At 62.5% G+C, this 20275-nt stretch carries 20 protein-coding genes; 12 read left to right on the forward strand and 8 right to left on the reverse strand.

Features of this window, described 5'->3' with window-relative positions:
- Positions 1-24 precede the first annotated feature (24 nt).
- The 8 genes from JQ573_RS13660 (at position 25) to JQ573_RS13695 (ending at position 6674) form a co-directional block, all read left to right on the forward strand.
- Entirely contained in the window at positions 25-1278 is a 1254-nt protein-coding gene (locus JQ573_RS13660; RefSeq protein ID WP_212310364.1) for an NAD(P)/FAD-dependent oxidoreductase, read from the forward strand.
- Between the two features lie 14 nt (positions 1279-1292).
- Positions 1293-2585 carry an aromatic ring-hydroxylating dioxygenase subunit alpha gene (locus JQ573_RS13665; RefSeq protein WP_212310365.1) on the forward strand — a complete coding sequence of 431 codons (1293 nt, stop codon included), beginning with the start codon at positions 1293-1295 and terminating at the stop codon, positions 2583-2585.
- 10 nt (positions 2586-2595) lie between these two features.
- Positions 2596-3081 carry an aromatic-ring-hydroxylating dioxygenase subunit beta gene (locus JQ573_RS13670; protein ID WP_212310366.1) on the forward strand — a complete coding sequence of 162 codons (486 nt, stop codon included), beginning with the start codon at positions 2596-2598 and terminating at the stop codon, positions 3079-3081.
- A 43-nt stretch (positions 3082-3124) separates the two neighbouring features.
- Positions 3125-3856: an SDR family oxidoreductase gene (locus JQ573_RS13675; protein WP_212310367.1), complete on the forward strand. Its 732-nt coding sequence runs from the start codon at positions 3125-3127 to the stop codon at positions 3854-3856.
- Entirely contained in the window at positions 3853-4176 is a 324-nt protein-coding gene (locus JQ573_RS13680; protein ID WP_212310368.1) for a non-heme iron oxygenase ferredoxin subunit, read from the forward strand. Before JQ573_RS13675 ends, JQ573_RS13680 begins: the two co-directional genes overlap by 4 nt.
- A 154-nt stretch (positions 4177-4330) precedes the next feature.
- The gene (locus JQ573_RS13685) at positions 4331-4909 is read left to right on the forward strand and encodes a TetR/AcrR family transcriptional regulator (protein WP_212310369.1); all 579 of its coding nucleotides are present in this window, start codon (positions 4331-4333) and stop codon (positions 4907-4909) included.
- A gap of 38 nt (positions 4910-4947) precedes the next feature.
- Positions 4948-5808 (forward strand): VOC family protein, encoded by an 861-nt coding sequence (locus tag JQ573_RS13690; RefSeq protein WP_212310370.1) that lies wholly within the window; start codon positions 4948-4950, stop codon positions 5806-5808.
- Positions 5809-5825: 17 nt separating this feature from the next.
- Complete coding sequence (locus JQ573_RS13695; protein ID WP_212310371.1) at positions 5826-6674, forward strand: VOC family protein; 849 nt, start codon at positions 5826-5828, stop codon at positions 6672-6674.
- Between the two features lie 420 nt (positions 6675-7094).
- On the opposite strand, the gene JQ573_RS13700 is transcribed toward JQ573_RS13695, so the two are convergent.
- From JQ573_RS13700 to JQ573_RS13735, 8 genes are all read right to left on the reverse strand, one after another.
- Positions 7095-7841: an SDR family NAD(P)-dependent oxidoreductase gene (locus JQ573_RS13700; protein WP_212310372.1), complete on the reverse strand. Its 747-nt coding sequence runs from the start codon at positions 7839-7841 to the stop codon at positions 7095-7097.
- Positions 7842-7889: 48 nt separating this feature from the next.
- Positions 7890-8852, reverse strand: a complete 963-nt coding sequence (locus tag JQ573_RS13705) for a carbohydrate kinase family protein (protein WP_212310373.1) — start codon at positions 8850-8852, stop codon at positions 7890-7892.
- Positions 8853-8885: 33 nt separating this feature from the next.
- Positions 8886-9578, reverse strand: a complete 693-nt coding sequence (locus JQ573_RS13710) for an L-fuculose-phosphate aldolase (RefSeq protein WP_212310374.1) — start codon at positions 9576-9578, stop codon at positions 8886-8888.
- Between the two features lie 97 nt (positions 9579-9675).
- Complete coding sequence (locus JQ573_RS13715) at positions 9676-10332, reverse strand: hypothetical protein (RefSeq protein ID WP_312011467.1); 657 nt, start codon at positions 10330-10332, stop codon at positions 9676-9678.
- A gap of 126 nt (positions 10333-10458) precedes the next feature.
- Positions 10459-11028 (reverse strand): peroxidase-related enzyme, encoded by a 570-nt coding sequence (locus JQ573_RS13720; protein WP_212310376.1) that lies wholly within the window; start codon positions 11026-11028, stop codon positions 10459-10461.
- 15 nt (positions 11029-11043) lie between these two features.
- Entirely contained in the window at positions 11044-13356 is a 2313-nt protein-coding gene (locus tag JQ573_RS13725) for a molybdopterin-dependent oxidoreductase (protein ID WP_212310377.1), read from the reverse strand.
- Entirely contained in the window at positions 13353-14111 is a 759-nt protein-coding gene (locus JQ573_RS13730) for a CoA transferase (RefSeq protein ID WP_212310378.1), read from the reverse strand. The genes JQ573_RS13725 and JQ573_RS13730 overlap by 4 nt, the downstream gene beginning before the upstream one ends.
- Positions 14111-14920: a CoA transferase subunit A gene (locus JQ573_RS13735; RefSeq protein WP_212310379.1), complete on the reverse strand. Its 810-nt coding sequence runs from the start codon at positions 14918-14920 to the stop codon at positions 14111-14113. Before JQ573_RS13735 ends, JQ573_RS13730 begins: the two co-directional genes overlap by 1 nt.
- A gap of 247 nt (positions 14921-15167) precedes the next feature.
- Between JQ573_RS13735 and JQ573_RS13740 the strand changes: the two genes are divergently transcribed.
- From JQ573_RS13740 to JQ573_RS13755, 4 genes are all read left to right on the forward strand, one after another.
- Complete coding sequence (locus JQ573_RS13740) at positions 15168-16322, forward strand: ABC transporter ATP-binding protein (protein ID WP_212310380.1); 1155 nt, start codon at positions 15168-15170, stop codon at positions 16320-16322.
- Positions 16319-18109, forward strand: a complete 1791-nt coding sequence (locus JQ573_RS13745; protein ID WP_212310381.1) for an ABC transporter permease subunit — start codon at positions 16319-16321, stop codon at positions 18107-18109. The genes JQ573_RS13740 and JQ573_RS13745 overlap by 4 nt, the downstream gene beginning before the upstream one ends.
- Complete coding sequence (locus JQ573_RS13750) at positions 18106-19236, forward strand: extracellular solute-binding protein (RefSeq protein ID WP_249131672.1); 1131 nt, start codon at positions 18106-18108, stop codon at positions 19234-19236. The genes JQ573_RS13745 and JQ573_RS13750 overlap by 4 nt, the downstream gene beginning before the upstream one ends.
- Positions 19237-19356: 120 nt before the next feature.
- Entirely contained in the window at positions 19357-20106 is a 750-nt protein-coding gene (locus JQ573_RS13755; RefSeq protein WP_212310382.1) for an IclR family transcriptional regulator, read from the forward strand.
- The last annotated feature ends 169 nt before the right edge of the window (positions 20107-20275 follow it).

A 20275-nucleotide genomic window follows, 5' to 3' on the forward strand; every position in this document is an offset into this window, starting at 1 on the left:
GTCAAGACGCCTCGGAGCGTCGTGATGGCGCAGCACGGAAAAGCCGCGCCAAGGGAGCGAATGACGTTGAACCCTCAGCAAGCGCGCATCGTGATCGTTGGCGCCGGACAGGCAGGCGCCCGGGCCGCCGAGGCATTGCGCGCGGCCGGCCATCGCGGGTCGATCACCCTCGTTGGCGAGGAAGAGCACCCTCCCTACGAACGCCCGCAATTGTCGAAAGCCATTTTGATCGACCGGGTCCCTAATCCGACACTGATCCGGCAGAGTCCGGAGTGGAATGAACTCGATGTCGCACTGCTCACGTCGTCGCGCGTGGTGGCAGCCGATGGGCAGAAACGCATCGTCGGCCTTGCGAACGGACAGGAATTGGCATTCGACTGCCTGCTGCTCACGACCGGGACCCGCGTGCGGCGCTTGATTGAACTCGACAATGCTCCATTCTCGGTCCGCTACCTGCGCGGCATGGGCGACGCGCTCGCGCTGCGCGAGGAGTTGCAGCCCGGGCGCAGGGTCGCGCTGGTTGGCGGCGGGGTCGTCGGCCTCGAAGTCGCGTCGGCCGCGATAGGGCGCGGCTGTCTCGTCACGATCGTCGAGAAAGCCGACCGGCTGCTGCCTCAAATCGGCTCCGCGTCGCTTGGCCGATATCTTCAGCATCTGCATGCGTCGCGAGACGCCGAGATCATTTGTGGCGGCTCAGTCAGGCAGGCGACATCTCGCGGATTGGAGCTCGGCGACGGTCGCTTCATTCCGGCCGATCTTGCTTTGGTCGGCGTCGGCGTCGAACCAGTCACCGAGCTTGCGCGTCAATTGGGCCTCGATGCCGAACGCGGCGTCCGCGTCACGTCGACCGGCGCAACCGCCGCGGATGGCATTTTTGCCGCTGGTGACGTCGCCGAGCAGTGGAGCCGAAGTCACGACCGCTGGATGCGCGTCGAGAACTGGGCCAACGCGCAGAACCAGGCGATCGCCACCGCAAAATCCATGGCTGGCGTCAGTACCGCCTATGATGCCCCGCCCTGGTTCTGGTCCGACCAGTACGACGCCAACATCCAGGTGGTCGGCAATCCGGCCGGCGGAGACGAGATCGTCAGGGGAGACGTTGCGGCTGGATGCTTCGTCAGCATCAGCGTCCGTGACGGCGAAGTCATCGGCGGCATCACCGTCAATTCCGCGCGAGACATGGCGGTGCTGCGCCGCCTCGTCGCCTCGCGCAAGCCCGTTCGAAAAAGCGACCTGGAAAATCCTGCATTCGAACTGAAGCGCTCACTCGCCGCCTAGGGAAGAGGACCCCAATGAACGCACAACACCAGCCCGCACTGCTCGTCGATCCGGCACAGCGCATTTTCAAGGTGGCGCGACGCAACTTCGTTGACCCCGAGATCTTCAGGGCCGAAAAGGAAATGATCTTCGACCGCTCGTGGCTCTACCTCGGGCATTCGTCCGAACTGCCGAAGCCGGGTGACTTCATCACCCGCAAGGTTGCCGGCCGCGGCGTCTTGTTTACCCGGGACAGCAAGGGCCAATTGCGCGCCCTGCTCAATACTTGCCCACACCGTGGCGCCCAGGTGTGCCGCGAGCGCAAGGGCAACGCCAAGTCGTTCCAGTGCTTCTACCACGGCTGGGTGTTCGGCGCAGACGGCAAGCTGCGCAGTCAGCCCGGTGAAGCCTCCTACCCCGAGGGCTTCAAAGGCCGCGACACCTCGAACATGCAGCCGGTGCCGCGGTTCGAAACCTATCGCGACTTCAACTTCATCTCGTTCGACAGCAACATCGTTCCGCTCGTCGACTATCTCGCCGGCGCCAAAGAATTCCTCGACGTCATCTGCGATCAGACCGATGCGGGAATGTCGATCGTCGCCGGAAGCCAAGAATATTCGATCCGGGCGAACTGGAAGCTGCTCACCGAGAACAGTATCGACGGCTATCATGCCGCAACCACCCATGCGACGTATTTCGACATCCTGATGAGCTCGACCGATAATCTTGCTGGCGGCATGGGCGGTGGCGGTTACGGATACGATCTCGGCAACGGCCACGCCGTGCTCGAATACGGCGCCCCATGGGGACGCCCGGTTGCGCAATGGATTCCCGGATGGGGTGAAGCCGGAAAATCGGAGATCGACCAACTCTACGACAACCTCGTCAAGCGCCACGGCCAGGAACGCGCCGATCGGATCGCGCGCAAGAACCGCAATCTGTTCATTTTTCCGAACCTTGTCGTCAACGACATCATGGCGCTGACTGTGCGCACCTATTTCCCGGTGGCCCCCGACTACATGGTCATCAACGCTTGGGCGCTTGCGCCAAACGATGAATCGGCGTGGGCGCGGAAGTATCGTCTCAACAACTTCCTGGAATTCTTGGGCCCTGGCGGTTTCGCGACACCTGACGACGCCGAGGCGCTGGAACATTGCCAGCGCGGCTTCGAGAACTCCAAGGAAGCCCTCTGGAACGACATCTCGAAGGGAATGGGCAAGGACAAGGCGCATCACGACGACGAGTTGCAGATGCGGGCATTCTGGACTCAGTGGAACAAGCAGATGTTCCCTGCCCCGGCATCCGGCATCAAAGGCGTCGCGGCCTGAGGAGGACAACATGCAATCCCTGAGCCGAACCGAAGTGGAAGACTTCCTGTTCAACGAGGCCGAGTTGCTCGATCAATGGCGTCTGCCGGAGTGGCTCACGCTGTTCACGGACGATGCGAAATATGAAGTACCCTGCACCGATCTGCCAGCCGACGCCTCGTCGGAGAGCAACCTGTTCTACATCGCGGACGATCGCGTCCGGCTCGGCGAGCGGGTCAAGCGGCTGATGAAACGCACGGCGCACGCGGAGTTTCCGCATTCGAAGACAAGCCGTATCGTCGGCAACGTCCGGATCCAGGCAAGACGCGAGGACGAGATTGACGTCAGTTGCGTTTTCCAGACCCTGCGGACCAAGGATGGCGTTACCGATCTCTACTTCGGAACCAGCAGATATCGGCTGGCGGTCGACGGCGAGGGCCTCCGCATCCGGGAAAAGCGCTGCCTCCTCGCCGGTGACGGACTGCGCCCGAGCGGTCGCATCAGCATCGTGCTCTGACGGGTAAAATTACATGGCTTTACGGTTCGAAGGACAATCAATCGTGGTGACCGGCGCTGCCAGCGGCATTGGCGCAGTCATCGCCCGCCATTTCGCCGACGCCGGAGCCAAGCTCGTGCTTTCGGATATCGACGAGGGACGCCTCGGCGCCGTTGCGGATGACATCGCCGCGAGCGGCGCCGGGCGGCCAATCATGAAAGCCGGCGACCTGTCCCGGGAAGACGTCGCACGCGGCGTGATCAAGTCGGCGGTGGATAATTTCGGGGGTCTCGACATTCTGGTCAACAACGCCGGCGGTGGGATCATCAAGCCGTTTCTGGACCACACGCCCGACACGTTACGAACGACGATCGATCGCAATCTCTGGACCGCGCTGTGGTGCACCTGGCACGCCGTTCCGGTCATGAAAGCCCGGGGCTATGGACGCATCGTCAACATCGGCGCCGATTCGGTCCGCAACGGACTTTGGGATCACGCGGCCTATAATGCCGCCAAAGGCGGCGTGCATGCGATGGCGACCGGATTGGCGCGCGAGTTTGCCAAGGACGGCATCACCGTGAACGTCGTCGCCCCCTGTATCGTCGACACGCCCCAGGTGCGGGAGGCCACCCTCAGGGCGCCGAAGGCGTTGCAACGCTTCGTTGACGTTGTACCGATGGGGCGCGCAGCCGAGATGGACGAGGTGGCCTCGATGGTATGTTATCTCGCGTCGAAAGAGGCCTCGTTCGTCACCGGACAGGTCATCAGCGTCAACGGCGGAAGCACCATGCTATGACGACCACGATCAATGGTGTCCTCGTTGGCACGGTTCAGGACTTTCCGGAAGGTGAAATTCGTCCCGCGGCGATGCCCGACGGCACCAATCTTGCCATCTACAATGTGGAAGGAACGATCTACGCGACGGCGGACCTGTGCACCCATGGCGAGGCTTCGTTGTCCGAAGAGGGTATTCTGGCCGGAAACATCGTCGAATGTCCCTGGCATTTTGGTACATTCGACGTCACAAGCGGCGCGCCGACCGGCATGCCGTGTACGGTTCCGTTGAAGACCTTTCCGGTCAGGGTGATAGCAGGCAGCGTCTATGTCGAATTCTGACGACCCCAAGCCCAGGACCCGGCGTGCCGCCGGCACGTCGCGGGGGCCCGCAACCCGACAGAAACTGAGATCGCGCCGCGACAGCACGGCGGAGCCGACATACGCGCCGCGGCGAACCCAGGCAGAGCGCAGCGAGACCACGCGCAAGCAGCTCATGGACGCAGCCGTCAAGCTGATCCGCCAGAACGGCTTCGGCGGCCTGCGAACCGTGGAGGTCGCCGACCTCGCCGGCGTTTCGCGCGGCGCGCTGATGCACCATTTCCCAAGCAAGCACGAGCTTGTGGTCGCCGTGCTGACCTACGTCAACGAAATTACGTTCACCCAGAGTACACGCCGTGCGCAATCGGCGCGACACGATGGCGGCGATCCGATCGACAGTATCATCAAGGACGCCCAGGACTTCTTCTTCGGCGACTACTTCTTCATCGAGCTCGCCATCGGCATGAGCGACGAAAGCACGCGGCGGCTCAAACGAGAGACCCAGCAATTTGCCCGGCAGACCCGCTTCTCGATCGAGGCAACCTGGCTCGACACGCTTATATCGTCGGGAATCCCGGAACAGCTCGCCAGGGACGTGCTTGCGCTCACGCTGAGCGTGGTTCGCGGCTTCTCGGTCAGAATGCTCATCGAGAATGATCCCGAGCACTTCTCGCGCCTGCTCGCGGTCTGGCGCAAGATCGTGCGGCAGCACATCGAGGATTCGATCCCCAAGCAGCTGAGAAGGCGGACATGACGGGACTAAATTCAGCTGACGGAGGTCCCCAAGGCCCTTTGATCGCGCTCTGCTACGTCAGACTCGCGGTCCGTGAGCCGCTCTCGGCGGCCGCCTTCGCAACCGACATTCTGGGCTTGCAGCCGGTGCCCGACAAACAGGCCCTGCTGTTTCGCTCGGACGATCGTTATCACTCGCTGTCGCTGGTGCCGGCGCCGACGGTGGCGTCGTCAATCGGGATCGAGATATCAGACGAAGCCGCTCTCGAGCGCATTGAACATGCGCTGCAGAAGGACGGTTTCGCCGTCCGCCGGAGCAGTCGGGACGAATGCAAGCAGCGGTTTGTGCGCGACACTCTCATCGCGCAAGACGCCAGTGGCAACGAGATCGACTTGGTGTTGCGCCCGGCGCAAAGCGGCCGACGCTATTTTCCAAGCCGCGACGCGGGCATCACTGGACTACAGGGCGTGGGGCTACGCAGCTCACAGTTGCGGGATGACCAGCGATTCTGGACGTCAATCCTAGGCGCCCGGATCAGTGACTGGGCTGGCGACATCACATATCTGAGGATCGACCAAAAGCACCACCGCATCGCGCTCTATCCATCCGACCGCCCAGGAATTCTCTATGTAAGCTACGGCGTCGAGAGCCTGGATGCGATCATGCAGAGCCACTATTTCGTGCAGGATCGTCAGATCAGGATCCTGCACGGTCCCGGACGCGAGCCCGCGTCGGGACAGATCTTTCTGAGGTTTGAGGGACCCGAGGGACACGTCTTCTCGTACAGCCACGGCCTCAACGACGTCGAACCCGATCATCGCCCCCGGCAGTTTTCCACCCATCCTGACTCGCTCTGCGAGTGGGGCAGCCAATGCCAGGGCATCCCGGAACTGCAGCCAGCCGCCACTGATCAACGCTGAAGACGACGGAGCGCCAGATGATTGAATTGCGAGATCTCGCTTATGTGCGGCTGGGCGCCTCCAACCTCGAGGATGCGCAGAGTTTCGCGACCAGGAGCCTCGGCCTGCAAATTGGCGAGCAGGCGAAGACGGCGCTCTATTTGCGATCCGACGACCGCGCTCATACGCTCTGCTATTTCGAAGGCGATCCGCGGGACCAGACGGTCGCCTTCGAGGTCACCGATGAGGACAAGCTCAACGCCGCCGGCGCGACGCTCGACGCTCTCGGCCATGCCGTCCACGCCGGCACGCCGGACGAGTGTATGCTCCGCAAGGTCAAGGCCTTCATCGGCTTCAAGGATCCGACCGGCAACCAGATCGAACTGGTCGTGCGGCCCGAGCGCAGCGGCAAGCGATATTTTGCCACCCGCGATGCCGGAATTACCGGCTTCAGCCATGTAGGTCTGTTTACCACCGATCCGCTGCGGGACGAGCGGTTCTGGACCCAGGTCTGCAACGCACGGGTCAGCGACCGCATCGGCGACATCGCACTCATGCGGGTCAATGCTATCCACCACACCGTGGCCCTGGCACCAGGACGGGGGCCAGGCGTTCAGCACATCAACCATCAGGTCGAGAGCAACGACGATGTATTGCGCTCGTACTACCATTTGTCCGGTCAGCGCGTCCCGATCGTCTTCGGTCCCGGTCGTCACCCGACGTCCGGCGCGCGCTTTCTGTATTTCCAAGGTCCGGACGGCATGGTTTTTGAGTATTCCGTCGGCGTCGACGAAATCGAGGATGAGGAAACCCATAGGCCCCGACAGTTCGGCTTCGAACCATCAAGCCTTTGCATGTGGGGCGCGAAATCAGCGCGTCCACGTTAGCTCGTCCGGCAGCAACGACACCGCATCAGCGCCCCCGATCACCTCGGAAAGCCCATTCACGTTGGCCGTAGCGAGATTCTCCTGGACCTCCCGGCGCACACGTCATGCACACGCCGCCTTCTGACCACTTGGAAAACTTGAACTCTCTGTCCAATCCATCATGGGCCAGTTGGGGCTGGCTCCAGCTACCGATCTCCAATTCGATCCAATCAGAGATAGTGTCATCTCACCAATGACTGAACAGAAGACCGCCCGTTCATCCCTGCCCGCGACCGATCACACCGCCGCAGGTTCAAATCGTGGAGGTGCGATCACCGATCGCCGACATTCGGTGCAGGTGGCGATCAAACCGAGGTTTTTCGTCTCTTTTCGCGCCCAGCGCACGCAAATAGCGAGGTCCTCTGGCAACCGACCCGGTTTCTAGCTGTAGAAGATGCCACCGTCGACGTTAAGGGCTTGGCCGGTCACAAACGCAGAATCATCTGAAGCAAAAAACGCCACGGGACCGACAACATCCTCCGGCTGCCCGAGCCGGTGCAGGTCCGTGACCTTCTCGAAATAGGCGACCCGCTCCGGATCGCGGAGATTGTTGAGCCCCATCTCCGTCACGATGATGCCCGGACATACGGCATTGACCGTAATGCCGTGGCCTCCGAACTCCATGGAAGAAACCCGCGTAAAGCCGACCACGGCCGACTTCGATGCAGCGTAGTGGGACTGCCCTGGACCGCCGGTTCGGGCGGCGAGCGAAGCGATGTTCACGATTCGCCCGTATCGACGTTCCTTCATGTGCGCTACGACAGCCTGGGTCATCTGGAAAACGCCACGCGTGTTTACGGCAAATGTCTGATCCCACGTCTCCGGCGTCAGCTCGTCGATAGTCGCCAACCTGAGTATCCCTGCATTGTTGACGAGGACGTCGATATGCCCGAGACCTCGCACGGCTTCAGCCACAGCCCGCCTGCAATTGCTGATATCGCTGACGTCGCCCAACACCGGGATGCAACGGCCACCAAGTCCCCTGATCTCTGCAACTGTCTCCAGGAGGACCTTCTCCTGCGCTGCTATGTCGTTCAACGCCAGATCGTAGCCGCGCCTGGCAAGGCCAATGGCAATCGCGCGACCAATTCCGCGGCTTGCTCCCGTCACGACCGCATGTCGGGCCATATTGTGTTCTCCCCTGTTGTTCGGATGACGTCTTTTGATATTGTGAAACTACAAGCGACCAGCGTTACGAACCGGTAGCGTATTCATCGCCCTTACCGTGTCTTCGAACGATGCGAGATTGGCGCCGGAGCCAAGACCCGTTGCGACGATCGCCGCCGTTGCAGTCGCAAGCTTCGCACAGTCCAGCAGATCCCAGTTGCGGACCAGACCGGCAATGAAGCCGCCCGTGTAGGAATCGCCGCATCCCGACGTATCGCGTACCGCGACCTCGAAAGCGGGCACTGTGAAGTGACGACCGTCGCGTGTCATCACGAGCGATCCGTCGGCCCCAAGTGAGATCGCGCAAGCCCCTGCTCCCTTGTCGATGAAGAACCGCGCACAAGCCGCGGGATCGTCGGTTCCGACCATGGCCTTGGTCTCATCGATGCTCGGCATGAAGAAGTCGACAAAGGGCAGCAATGGCTCGACCAGCGCGAGCGTCTCGCTTCGCGCCTGGATGAGGTCGAGCGTCGTTGTACACCCGACCTCTTTTGCATCCCGGAGCAAGGATACGGAGGGCGCTCCGTCCATCGAGAGCAGAGAGCCAACCCCGCCGAGATGCAAAATCCTGCTTTGACAGGCGATCTTTTGCGTTTCGGGTGCGATACGCCAGCGGGCGGAAGCCCCCCGTGCATGCATGACCGGACGCGAGCCATCGGGCCGGATCGGCAAGATCGTGGCCGACGTCGGACAGTCGGCCATTCGTTCCATCACGGAAGTATCGATGCCTTCGCGTTCCAACGCGCTCAGCATCCAGTCAGCTTTCTCGTCGGAGCCAACCGCACCCACCGCGAGCGCCTTCAGACCGAGACGCGCACAGGGGACGACCGTCCCGCCGGCGGTTCCGGCGACCGCGAGCCGAATTTCTTCGATCAGCAACCTGCCGCCACCAGGCGGAATTTCGGTAACTGGCACCCCCAATATGTCCAGAATGTACGTACCGCAGACGCTGACGTCGTGAGTGTGAGCCATGAGTTTCTCGCAGGAAAGTGGTTTGACCGGAATCTAGCTTGACCGCTGGGGACTCTTGGGCGCGCCGTCGCTATCGCGCAGGCCGTACTGCCCCCATCGCCTCAAGATGCTGTCGATCTCCTCGTCCGGCAGGAGCGGAGGAGAGCCAAGTTGAAGACAACCGTGGTACTGCTTGGCGAGCACTTCGACCTCCACCGCGAGCCACATGGCCTTGCGCAGGTTGGGACCTATGGCAATCAGCCCGTGATGCGCGAGCAGGCAGGCGCGCCGAAAGCGAAGCGCGTTCAGGGCCGCCTGCGAAAGCTCGGCCGTGCCGTATTGAGCGTAGGGCGCACACGGGATGTCGTTACCGCCGGCAGCGGCGATCATGTAGTGAATTGCGGGGATCGAGCGGTTCATGATCGCGATGATCGTGCAGAAGATCGGGTGCGCGTGAACGACAGCGCCGACCTCCGGCTTCGATTTCAGGATGTCGAGATGAAAGCGCCATTCCGTTGACGGAACGCTGCCTGCCGACGCGGACCATGACCCGTCCCACTTCATGGCCACGATGTCCTCGGGCTTCATGCGGTCGTATGGAAGGCCGGACGGCGTGAGCAGGATGCCCTCGTCGGTTCGAACGCTGATGTTTCCTGAGGTGCCCTGGTTGATACCTTGCGCCGCCATCTCACGACACGCATCGATGATGGACTGACGAAGTTCGAGTTCAGCATCACGGTTGGTCATCTGCGGAATCCTCCGGCCGCGTATACATAGATTCTGCCAAGATGCCGGCCGGCGGCAGTTCTCTCGGCGCAGGTCATGCGCTGCCCCCACGTCGCGTTCATGTCCTCGCTCCGAGCTGAACCTTTCGGTCGACCAGTAGCCACGTGGTTCGCGCGACGGCCAACACATCCTGCTCCGGACTCAGCAAGGCGCTCTCGGCAAAGAGCTTGCGCCCCTCTCGCCCGGTCGGCCAAGCCGCCACCACACAGCGATCCCCAGGACGTAGCCGGTGATCGATCCGCGCGGCCATGCGCCCGAGCAGGACGGTTTCGTTACCGTTCAACCCCAAGTGACCTGCGCCCACGCTGCAATAACCCGTCGGGCAATCGAGCGCGGCCCAAACGAATTCGGACGCGACATAGCCATCCGCGTCGGCAAGGCTGCCATGAGGGACCCAGGAAGCCGCGAACACGGCGGGTCTCCCCGAGATCGGCGTCTGCAACGGACCTGCGAAGATCCGAAGACCGTCGCCATGGGCACGCGCGGGGCCGCAGACGAAGCATGTCGGGAGGTTATGGGTCCGTTCATCGTACGGCGTTCTGCCGACCGCCTCTTCAGCCGCTTCGTAGCTCACCCTGGGAACGTCCGGAGCATCAATCCTCACGGCACGCGCCGTCGCCAGCAGCCTGTCCTCCTCGCGCAGTTCGACGTCGCCGTCAGTCCCCATCAGGACATCGAGCGACCGCTCCAGCGGTGGCGGCGCATGCAAGGTCACTTCGGCATCTCCGGCAACGTGCTTTGCGAGACATCCGCAGACATAGCCTCCGTTGCCGGAATTAGGCGGACCTCGGAAGCGACTGTCTATGACAAGCGACACCATTGGATTCCTTGCCCGAAGCGTTCAGCGACCCAACGCAAAGAACTCGTCGTTCGGACGCATGCTGGTGACGTTGGCAAGACGGTTCGACATGCCGAAGAATGCCGCAATCGCCGCGATGTCCCATGCATCATCCTCCGTGAATCCGTGAGCCTTCAGATCCTGGATGTCGGCGTCGCCCACTTCATAGGCTCGCGCCGAGACCTTCATCGCGAAATCGAGCATCGCCCTTTGTCGCTCGGTAATATCGGCCTTGCGATAATTGACGGCGACCTGGTCCGCGATCAGCGGGTTCTTCGCTCGTACGCGCAGGATCGCGCCGTGCGCGACCACGCAATACTGACATTGATTGACGCTGCTCGTCGCCACGACGATCATCTCACGCTCGGCCTTGGTTATCGGACCGGGCTTGTCCATGAGGGCGTCGTGATAGGCGAAGAATGCCCGAAACTCGTCGGGACGATGCGCGAGCGTCAGGAAAACGTTGGGCACGAAACCGGACTTTTCCTGAACCGCCGCTATCCGCGCGCGAATATCCTCGGGGAGCGTAGCGATGTCGGGGACAGGAAAGCGGCTGATGGCCGGCGCTGACATGTTGTGAAGCTCCTCTTATATTGCCGCGAGCGCGACGAGCGTTTCTTGATATGCTTCAAACGCATCGCGCCGGTCGGGCGCATACGGCTCGACCCTGACAAGGCAGGTGTGGGCCGAACAGCCCTGGCCGAATTGGGACGTGCCGATGTCGAGCGTGAGCACGTTCGGATTGCCGGCGACCTCCAGCCCGCTATTGCCGGCCGGCGTGAACCACGCACCGGTTGGGAGCACCAGCACACCCTGACGGACCTTGTCGGTGACCTCTGCGGTCGCAAGGCATTCTCCCCGGCCGTTCCAGATGCGTATCGTCTGGCCGTCCTCGACGCCGAGAGCGGCTGCGTCATCTGGATGAACGCGCGCCTGTTCTCGGCCGTTGCGCTTCATGGCTCGGCTCGATGCACCCGTTTCGAGCTGGCTGTGAAGACGGCCGGCCGGCTGGTGCGAGATGAGGTGCATTTGGCCGGTATCGGCAACGTTGCCGAGCCATTCAGCCGGTTCGATCCAGGCGGGATGCGAGCGGCAGTCGGCGTAGTCCAGCTTGGCCAGGGTTTCGCTGCCGAGCACGATCTTCCCACTTTCCGTCTTGAGCGCGTGCTCGTCCGGCTTCTTGCGGAAATCGGCCAGGAACGTGTGCTCGGCCTTGACCGGGCAGCGGGCGTAGCCGGCTTCCCAGAAAACATCGAAATCCGGCATCGGAAAGCCGAAGCGCTCCGACGCGTCGCTGCGGCAGGCTTCGTAGAGATGCCGAAGCCAGCCCATCTCGTCACGGCCTTCATTGAAGCGATCGGCCACCCCGAGCTTGCCTGCGATCTCGTTGAATATCTCGAAGTCCGAACGGGCCTCGCCCAGCGGCTCGATCGCCTTTTTCATCGCCAGGATGAAGTCGGAGCGCCTGTTGCCGGCAAGATCGTTCCGCTCGATCGACGTGGTCGCCGGCAGCACGATGTCGGCCCGCTGCGCTGTCGCCGTGAACATCGGGTCCTGTACGACAATGGTTTCGGGCCTCGTCCAGGCTTCCGACAAGCGATTGAGGTCCTGATGATGATGGTAGGGATTGCCGCCAGCCCAATAGACCAGCCTCGTATCTGGATAGGAGCGGATCGTTCCTTCGTAGCTGAATGGCCTGCCGGGATTGAGCAGCATATCGCTGATCCGGGCGACCGGAATGAAGCTGTCTATCGGCCTCGTCAGTTGCGAGACCGCCGGCGACTTGCTGACGTTGAACGGCGCCCCCACGCCTCCCAGAGAAGCGTATCCGTAGCCCACCCCGCCGCCCGGCAATCCGATCTGGCCGACGATCGACGCAAGCCCGAGCGCAGCCCAAAACGGTTGCTCCCCGTGGTGGGCCCGTTGCAGACTCCAGCTCACGGTCAGCATGCTCCGCGTGCCGACCAAACGGCTTGCGAGCGTGGCGATCTTGCCCGCGTCGAGGCCGCAGATGCTCGCGGCCCACGCAGCCTCCTTGCGTCCGCCATCCGCCTCGCCCTCGAGATAGCGAACAAACTGATCCGCACCGCTGGTGCAGCGGGCGAGGAAGTCCCGGTCGTGCCGGCCGGCCTTCACGATCTCGCCCGCAAGGCCGAGCATCAGTGCAGTGTCGGTGTTCGGGCGGATCGGCCACCACTCCGCGTTGACCCAGTCGGGCAGATCGTCCTTCAGCGGCGAGACATGAATGACCTTGACGCCGCGCTCGACGATCTGTCGGAGATAGGTTTCAAGCCGGTGGCTGCCGATTCCTCCGGCCTCGTTTTGCGCGGTTCGAGGCGACAGGGCGCCGAACACCACCAGCGTCTCGGTGTGCTGCGCGATGGTGTCGAGCGTATTGGCTCGGCCGCCGCACGCGTCATCGCTACCCAGCGTGTGCCGCAAGATTACGGGACCTGCCGCGATGGAATATGTGTCGACATGTCTCGTGAAGCCGCCAACCAGGTTGAGCATGCGCTTCAGAAGCGATGAGGCATGGTGCAGGCGGCCCGAGTTTGTCCAACCATAGGAGCCCGCAAATATCGACGCATTGCCGAAGGTGCCGGCCGCGCGGCGGACTTCTTCTGCAACCAGCGTCGTTGCCTCGTCCCAGCTGACTGGCACGAACTTTTCCCGGCCGCGTCCCCGGCGATCGCTCCTCTCGCGCTTGTCCAGCCAGCCGGAACGGACCATCGGTCGCAGCACGCGGCGCTCCGGGTTCGCCCATTCGGTGATCGAATGGATGATCGGGGAAGGCGCCGGATCGTGCGCGAACGGCTCCACGCCTATGATGCGACCGTCCTCGACGAGAATTATGTACGCGCCCCAATGGCTGCAATGCGGTACCCGCGCAATCCTGCTCATGCGTCAACCGCCCCAAGATCGCGCCGCATCTGCGCGGCGAATTCGGGATAGGTCTCGGCGAGTTCGTCGAACACGCGGCCGCGGAGCAGCTCCAGCGTCGATCCATCGGGCAAGGCGGTCTGCCGCGGCTCGGCGTCGTGCTCGAACCGAAAGCCAGTCGCCTCCTTGATTTCCGCAAGATCGTGCCCGGGATGCACACTCTCCAGCGCAAAGCCAGGCCGCGCCTTGTCGAACCGGAAGAGTCCCTTGCCGGTCAGGAGGGCGATGGGACCGCCGCTGCGGAAAACTCCCTCCTGACTGATACCGGGGGCACTGATGAAGTCCACCTTCTCGACGAACACGCGCGGCGTGTGCTCCTCCCGAAACAGGATCACCCGCGGCACGACGAAGTAGAGATAGGCGGATCCGAATGAGCCGGGCCAGCGCACGCTCGAATGCGGATAATCGCCCGTTCCGACGAGATTCACGTTGCCGAGGCCGTCGATCTGACCCCCACCGAGAAAGAACGCGTCGATCCGGCCCTGACCGGCGCAATCGAACAGTTCCGCCGAACCGTTGGTGAAGAAATTGTGCTCGACAGAACCGAGGATGGAAATGCGTGGGCCGAGGGCACCGCCCGCTTCCTTGACCGCACGCAGGAGCATCGCGCCAGCGGCGGGAATCGGAGAGGACGCCCCGACGGCAACATGCCTGACACCGTCGAGCAGCCGCGCGATCGTGCAGATCAGCACTTCGCGAGGGAGAACCTCGGCCATCACGCAGGCTCCATCTGCACCTGGGCCATATAGGCAGCGAAGCCGTCGGCGGTCCGCGCGGCCTTCGCATAGCGGGCGATCTCCGCACCGTCGGATGGGTACTCGCCCCATAAACCGTAGGGCCACGCGCCATTTGGAGCGCGCGCGACCGCCGTGACGTAGAGTGCCGGCAGCACACCGGCAGCGCTCATCTCATCCGCAAGCAGGCTTTCCTCGACCACCCGCTCCACCGTGACGAGAACGATGCGCGAGGCGTAAGCCATTGCGGCAAGCTCGCGGCGCCGCCCGATCCAGACGTTGCCGAAGCGATCAGCCATCGGCACGTGGAAGATCGTGACGTCGGGCTGGATGGCCGGAATCAGCACGATCGGGTCGCCTCCGTCCGCCAGCGGATTGTCGACGACGCGCCAATCGTCGCGATGGCGGAGCAGATCCGTTCCGATCAGCCCCCGAAGCGGCATGAAGGGACTGCCCTTCTGCGCCGCCATCAGGCCGGCATGGATGGCAGGACACGTCGCGTCCTTCAGTCGAACTGCGCCTTCCTTGACGGCAGCGTTGAACCGGGGCGCTCCACCCGCTTCGCCCAGCGAGACGGCGCTGGTCTCCACCGACCGGACCAGACCCGCACCGACAAGCTGGTCGACCTGCAATCCGCCGGTCGGCACGCAGACGAGATCGAGATTGCCCGCGCCATGCTCGATGATCGCCCGCGTCATGGTCATGGAGACGCCGGCGTAGTCGACCGGCAGCGCGACCCGCATGCCCGGCTCGATGTGCTTCGCCATTACGCGGGGCTCGCTCAACACCATCATCCTCCCAACGTGTTCTATATTGTAGAACACTATTCTAAATTTATGTTAGGCGGATTTGGACGGCACTGTCAATCTGGCTTCGCCGGCGAGGTCTTTGTTTGCAGAGGTTCGCGCTTGCGCAACCGATCGCAGCGGCGCGCCATTGCGCCGCGATCGGTCGGCTCGACTTGACAAGACGACGCGCCGCGCCAACAATAATTGGAATAACGTTCTACATTATAGAACAACTGGGAGGGGAGAAGAGATGGGTGAGCCCGCGGCTCTGCGCGCAACGCGCTCCGGCGATGCGAACGTTCGGACGTCGCCGACCGGCCGCCTCCGGGAACGTGACGCCATCGGTTCGAGCATCGCCGTTCGCGAAGCGGTGAAAAGATACGACAGCTTCCATGCCGTCGACCGGATCAGCATCGACATCGAGCCGGGCGAATTCATCACGCTTCTTGGCCCGTCCGGCAGCGGAAAGACGACGCTGCTCAACCTCGTGGCCGGATTCCAGAGCCTCGATAGCGGCGAAATCCTCGTCGACGGAAAGCCGGTCCACAATGTGCCCACGCACAAGCGCGGCTTCGGCATGGTCTTCCAGAGCTACGCGCTCTTTCCGAACATGACGGTGAGCCAGAACGTGGCGTTTCCACTTCGCATGGCGGGCGTCGATCGAGCGACCGCGGAGCGACGCGTCGCCGAAACGCTCGAGATCATGCGGCTGACGGAGCATGCGGCGAAATCCCCCTCCCAGATGTCGGGGGGACAGCAACAGCGCGTCGCCATCGCCCGCGCCATCGTCAGGAGGCCCAAGGTCGTGCTGATGGACGAACCCCTCAGCGCCCTGGACAGGCGGTTGCGCGAGTCGATCCAGATCGAAATCCGCGACCTTCATCAGACCATCGGCAGCACGATCCTGTTCGTCACGCATGACCAGGGAGAGGCGCTGACCATGAGCGACCGTATTGCGGTGCTCAACGCCGGCCGGATCGTCCAAATCGGCCGTCCGCTGGAGATCTATCGACATCCCACCGATCGTTTCGTCGCCTCGTTCGTCGGCGAGAGCAATCTGATCGATGCGGACATTCTCCAAAAGCGCGGATCGACGCTGACGATGAAGAACCGCACGGGATATGTCTTCTGCGCGGAAAGCCGCGTCACGATCGACGTTGGACGCGCGACAGTGCTGGTACGTCCGGAACGCATTGCTGTGTCAAACGAGCCAACGGCGAATTCCGCCCCGGTCAGCGTCACATCCGCGATCTTCCTCGGCGAAATCCTGCGGATCGAGGCGCGAATGGAGGGCGGAGAGCCGCTCCTGATTCGATGTACGGATATGGCCGATCGGCCCCTGCCCGCGGTCGGGGATCGCCTCCACGTGAGCTGGGGCGCCGCGGACTGCTGGGTGCTTGCATGACCTCCGCATCCAACGGTGTCCGGTCCGGCTATCCTGCGGAGCTGGATCTTGCCAGGAGGCTGAAGGATCCGGCGCTGCTGCTCGTGCCCGCGCTGGCCTTTCTGGCGTTCATCTACCTTCTCCCGCTGATCGACCTCATCCGTATTAGCCTGAGTGGGCCAACGTGGTCGTCGTATTTCCAGCGGGTGTTCGCGATACCGCTCTATTGGGATTCGCTCGTCCGCACGATGCAGATCTCGGTCACGGTCGCAGGCCTGTGTCTGCTGTTTGGATATCCGACTGCGCTGCTCATTCACCGCAGTCGCGGCATCGTCCAGATATTGGTCGCAACCGCGATCGTGCTGCCCTACTTCATCGCCATCCTGATCCGGACCTATGCCTGGATGGTCCTGCTTGGTCGCAACGGGCCGGTTAACAAGCTGCTGGTTTCCCTCGGGATATTGAGCGAGCCCGTGCAGCTTCTCTTCAACCGGGGCACGGTGCTTCTCGGCATGACGGCGGTGCTTCTGCCGCTCATGGTGCTTACGATCTATTCCAGCGTGGCGCGCCTGGATCAAAGCCTGACTCGTGCGGCGCTGGCGAGCGGCGCCGGGCCCATCGCCGCATTCTGGCGCGTGCTGCTTCCGCTGACCCTGCCTGGCATGGGCGCCGGTTTCCTGCTGGTCTTTGTTGCGGCGATCGGCTTCTTCATTACACCGACCCTGCTCGGCGGACCCGGGGACCAGATGTTCGCCATGCATATCACCCAACAGGCGGACTCGGTCACGTCGGAGGGATTCCTGCAGGCATTGGGCGTCGTGCTGCTGACGATTACGCTCGCAGTGGTCGCGGTGGCCGGACGCTTCCTCGGCTTCGAGTTCATTTGGGGCGGTCGCAAGCTGACGGAGGCCGCGCCAAAAGCGACTGACCGTCACGCTGCGGATGTCGGCCGCCGCAGTTTCGGCGCCTCGCTCGCCGACCTGATCGGTTGGCCGCTCCTGAGGCTATTCGGGCGTCTGCCCGCGAGTTGCGGAACCTGGACTATTCGCCTCATGGGCGGCCTGGTCATCGCCACTCTCATCCTGCCGATCATCGTGGTGATGATCATTTCCTTCAGCAGCGCAAGCTATCTGACGTTCCCGCCGCCGGCCTTTTCACTCCGCTGGTATGAACAGTTCTTCTCCGATTCCAACTGGATGCGGGCGTTCTGGACATCATTGATCGTCGCGGCGATGTCGGCCGGTATTGCGATCACGCTTGGCGCGTCGGCGGCCCTCGGTATCGTCAGGAGCAGGATTCGCGGCAAATCCGCCATCATGCTGCTTCTCGTGAGCCCGATCATCGTTCCCCCGGTCGTGCTTGGCCTGTCGCTCTACAGCCTGTTCCTGCGTTTCGATCTAGTCGGCTCCGTCTTTGGCCTCGCCGCTGCGCACGCGATCGGCGGCCTTCCCATCGTCGTGGTCATCCTGTCCGCTTCGCTTCAAGGCGTCGACACCAGGCTTGAACAGGCGGCCGCCGTACACGGCGCATCGTCCTTGACGGTGTTCCGGCTGGTGACGCTCCCGGCCATCATGCCGGGGCTGGCTGCAGCGACGTTCTTCGCCTTCCTGCACTCGTTCGATGAGCTGGTGCTGACGCTGTTCCTGTCGAGCGCGCAGTTGAAGACGCTCCCGCTCATGCTGTGGGGCGACATCAATTATCGGCTCAATCCGGTGCTGGCCGTGGTCTCGACGCTGGAGGTGCTGCTGGTCGTCGCAGGGCTCGTCCTTGCGCGCCCCGTTCTCGCTACGTCACGAAAAGCGGCATGACACGGATCAATTTCAGATGGAGGAAAGAGAAAATGCTGGGAATGAAACGCTTGCGCCTATCGGCTTCGGTACTGGCCTCGGCCCTGTTCGTCGCGATGGGTACGGGTCTCGCCGAGGCGCAGAGCAACGTCGTGATCATGCAGGATCCGGGCGGCGGATACGGCGATGCATTGCGCAAAGTCATGTACGACCCGTTCGAGAAGGAGACCGGCATCAAGGTCGTGACCGTCCAGGAGGCCCGCAGCGGTCCGCGCATCAAGGCTCAGGCCGAAGCCGGAAAGGCGCAATGGGACCTGACGTTCATCTTCGACCAGGAGACGAAGCTCCTCGGCGACTGCTGCTTGGCCGATATCGACTATTCCAAGCTTTCCGACGCGGCGAAGCAGACGCTGACGGCAATGCCGGACAACCTGAAGCGCAAGAAGGGCGTCGCATTGCAAGTGATCGGCGTCGGCCTCGTCTACAACAAGGACAAGTACAAGGGGGAAAATATACCGACAAGCTGGGCCGACTTCTGGGACGTGAAGAAATTCCCAGGGCGGCGCTGCATGCCCGCCTGGCCTCGTTTCGTGTTCGAAGCGGCGCTGATGGCTGACGGAGTGGAGAAAAGCAAGCTCTACCCGATCGACATGGAGCGAGCGCTGAAGAAGATCAAGGAGATCAAACCCCATATTGCAAAATGGTGGACGACGGCCGCACAGCCGCCGCAGCTCCTGCTCGACGGCGAGGCCGACATGTGCATGGCTTACACCGGCTCGATGAGCAAGCTCGCACTGGAAGGCGCCCCAATTGACCTTACCTTCAATCAGGGCTTCGTCTACTATGACTTCTTCTCGATCCCCAAGGGAGCGCCGAACTACGACAACGCGCTGAAACTGCTTTCCTGGCGGCTTGACGCCAAGCGCGCGGCGCAGCTTACCTCGACCTTCCCGGTCGCCCTTCCCTCCCCGGTTGTCTTCGAGGCGGCGACTGACAAGAAGCTCGCCCGCTACTGGGCAAACAATCCGGACAACGTCTCGAAAGCGATCGAGTGGAGCCCGGACTATTGGGGCGCAACTTCGCCGGCGGGAAACTCCACCAACGAAGAGTACGGGCAGGAGAAACTCAACGCCTTGCTGGCCAAATAGGCAACTGATCGGCAGGTGGCCCCGTTTCCGGAAGGATTCGGGGTTGCCCCTGCTGCGGGCTATGGCCGATCGCCCGGCCATGCTAGATCGGGTGAAAGATCATTCTATTTTGGTTGTTGGATGGATAAGGCCTTCACCAAGGGACTGCGTCTCCTGGAAACACTTGCTCTGAGCGAGCAACCTCGTGGGGTCACGGACCTTGCGAGCGAGCTGAAGTTCACCAAGAGCAACGTGCATCGACTGCTCATGACTTTGCAGTCCCAAGGGTACGTGCGCCAGATACCCCCGCACAGCACGTATGAGCTCACGACCAAGATTTGGGCGCTCGGCAGCCATGTCATTCACCGGATGGACCTCATTAACGTGGCGCGACCGGCGATGACGAAACTTGCCGAGATAACCGGCGAAACCATTCATCTTTCTGTGCTCGAGGATACCGACGTCGTCTACGTCGACAAGATCGAAAGCGCTCACCATATCCGCGCCCATACGAGCGTGGGCATGCGCGCGCCCGCCTTCACCATGGCGACGGGAAAGGCGATGCTCGCACATATGCCGGACGACTATCTGGAGCGATTTCGGCCGCATCTCAGGCGCTACACCGAGACGACGCGAACGACGATCAAGGAGCTGCGCGAAGACATCGAGCTGGCACGCGCGCAAGGTTATTCATCCGTGCTGCATGGCGAGTGGCGCGAGGGCATCGCGGCCTGCGCTTGCGCGATCCTTGGCCGCTCCGGCGAACTCGTAGGAGCGATCGGCATGTCCGGACCGGACACGCGCATCAAGCGCAAGCAGATCAAGGAGTATTCGGCTCACGTGATGGATGCGGCCCGAACCATCGGCGCCGCGCTTGGCTATTCTCGATAGGCCTGCGGCCTGCCCCGCCGTCAAAAACGATTCGCCAGATCCTGCGCCTTCTCATCAATCACGACGCCGCGCCTTGTTCTTGCCAGCCACGATGTCCGCCGCAAGCGGCGTCGACGGGCGTGGCGCCGCCTGCGGTCCGGCCGGGGGATGGACCTGCCTGCCTCCGTCG

The sequence above is a fragment of the Bradyrhizobium sp. AUGA SZCCT0105 genome (genome assembly GCF_018129565.1).
Taxonomy (GTDB): domain Bacteria; phylum Pseudomonadota; class Alphaproteobacteria; order Rhizobiales; family Xanthobacteraceae; genus Bradyrhizobium.

Coding starts and splice junctions, on each gene's coding strand:
- JQ573_RS13660 (WP_212310364.1), top strand. CDS start 25: ATGGCGCAGCACGGAAAAGCCGCGCCAAGGGAGCGAATGACGTTGAAC.
- JQ573_RS13665 (WP_212310365.1), top strand. CDS start 1,293: ATGAACGCACAACACCAGCCCGCACTGCTCGTCGATCCGGCACAGCGC.
- JQ573_RS13670 (WP_212310366.1), top strand. CDS start 2,596: ATGCAATCCCTGAGCCGAACCGAAGTGGAAGACTTCCTGTTCAACGAG.
- JQ573_RS13680 (WP_212310368.1), top strand. CDS start 3,853: ATGACGACCACGATCAATGGTGTCCTCGTTGGCACGGTTCAGGACTTT.
- JQ573_RS13685 (WP_212310369.1), top strand. CDS start 4,331: ATGGACGCAGCCGTCAAGCTGATCCGCCAGAACGGCTTCGGCGGCCTG.
- JQ573_RS13695 (WP_212310371.1), top strand. CDS start 5,826: ATGATTGAATTGCGAGATCTCGCTTATGTGCGGCTGGGCGCCTCCAAC.
- JQ573_RS13700 (WP_212310372.1), bottom strand. CDS start 7,841: ATGGCCCGACATGCGGTCGTGACGGGAGCAAGCCGCGGAATTGGTCGC.
- JQ573_RS13705 (WP_212310373.1), bottom strand. CDS start 8,852: ATGGCTCACACTCACGACGTCAGCGTCTGCGGTACGTACATTCTGGAC.
- JQ573_RS13710 (WP_212310374.1), bottom strand. CDS start 9,578: ATGACCAACCGTGATGCTGAACTCGAACTTCGTCAGTCCATCATCGAT.
- JQ573_RS13720 (WP_212310376.1), bottom strand. CDS start 11,028: ATGTCAGCGCCGGCCATCAGCCGCTTTCCTGTCCCCGACATCGCTACG.
- JQ573_RS13725 (WP_212310377.1), bottom strand. CDS start 13,356: ATGAGCAGGATTGCGCGGGTACCGCATTGCAGCCATTGGGGCGCGTAC.
- JQ573_RS13730 (WP_212310378.1), bottom strand. CDS start 14,111: ATGGCCGAGGTTCTCCCTCGCGAAGTGCTGATCTGCACGATCGCGCGG.
- JQ573_RS13735 (WP_212310379.1), bottom strand. CDS start 14,920: ATGGTGTTGAGCGAGCCCCGCGTAATGGCGAAGCACATCGAGCCGGGC.
- JQ573_RS13740 (WP_212310380.1), top strand. CDS start 15,168: ATGGGTGAGCCCGCGGCTCTGCGCGCAACGCGCTCCGGCGATGCGAAC.
- JQ573_RS13745 (WP_212310381.1), top strand. CDS start 16,319: ATGACCTCCGCATCCAACGGTGTCCGGTCCGGCTATCCTGCGGAGCTG.
- JQ573_RS13750 (WP_249131672.1), top strand. CDS start 18,106: ATGACACGGATCAATTTCAGATGGAGGAAAGAGAAAATGCTGGGAATG.
- JQ573_RS13755 (WP_212310382.1), top strand. CDS start 19,357: ATGGATAAGGCCTTCACCAAGGGACTGCGTCTCCTGGAAACACTTGCT.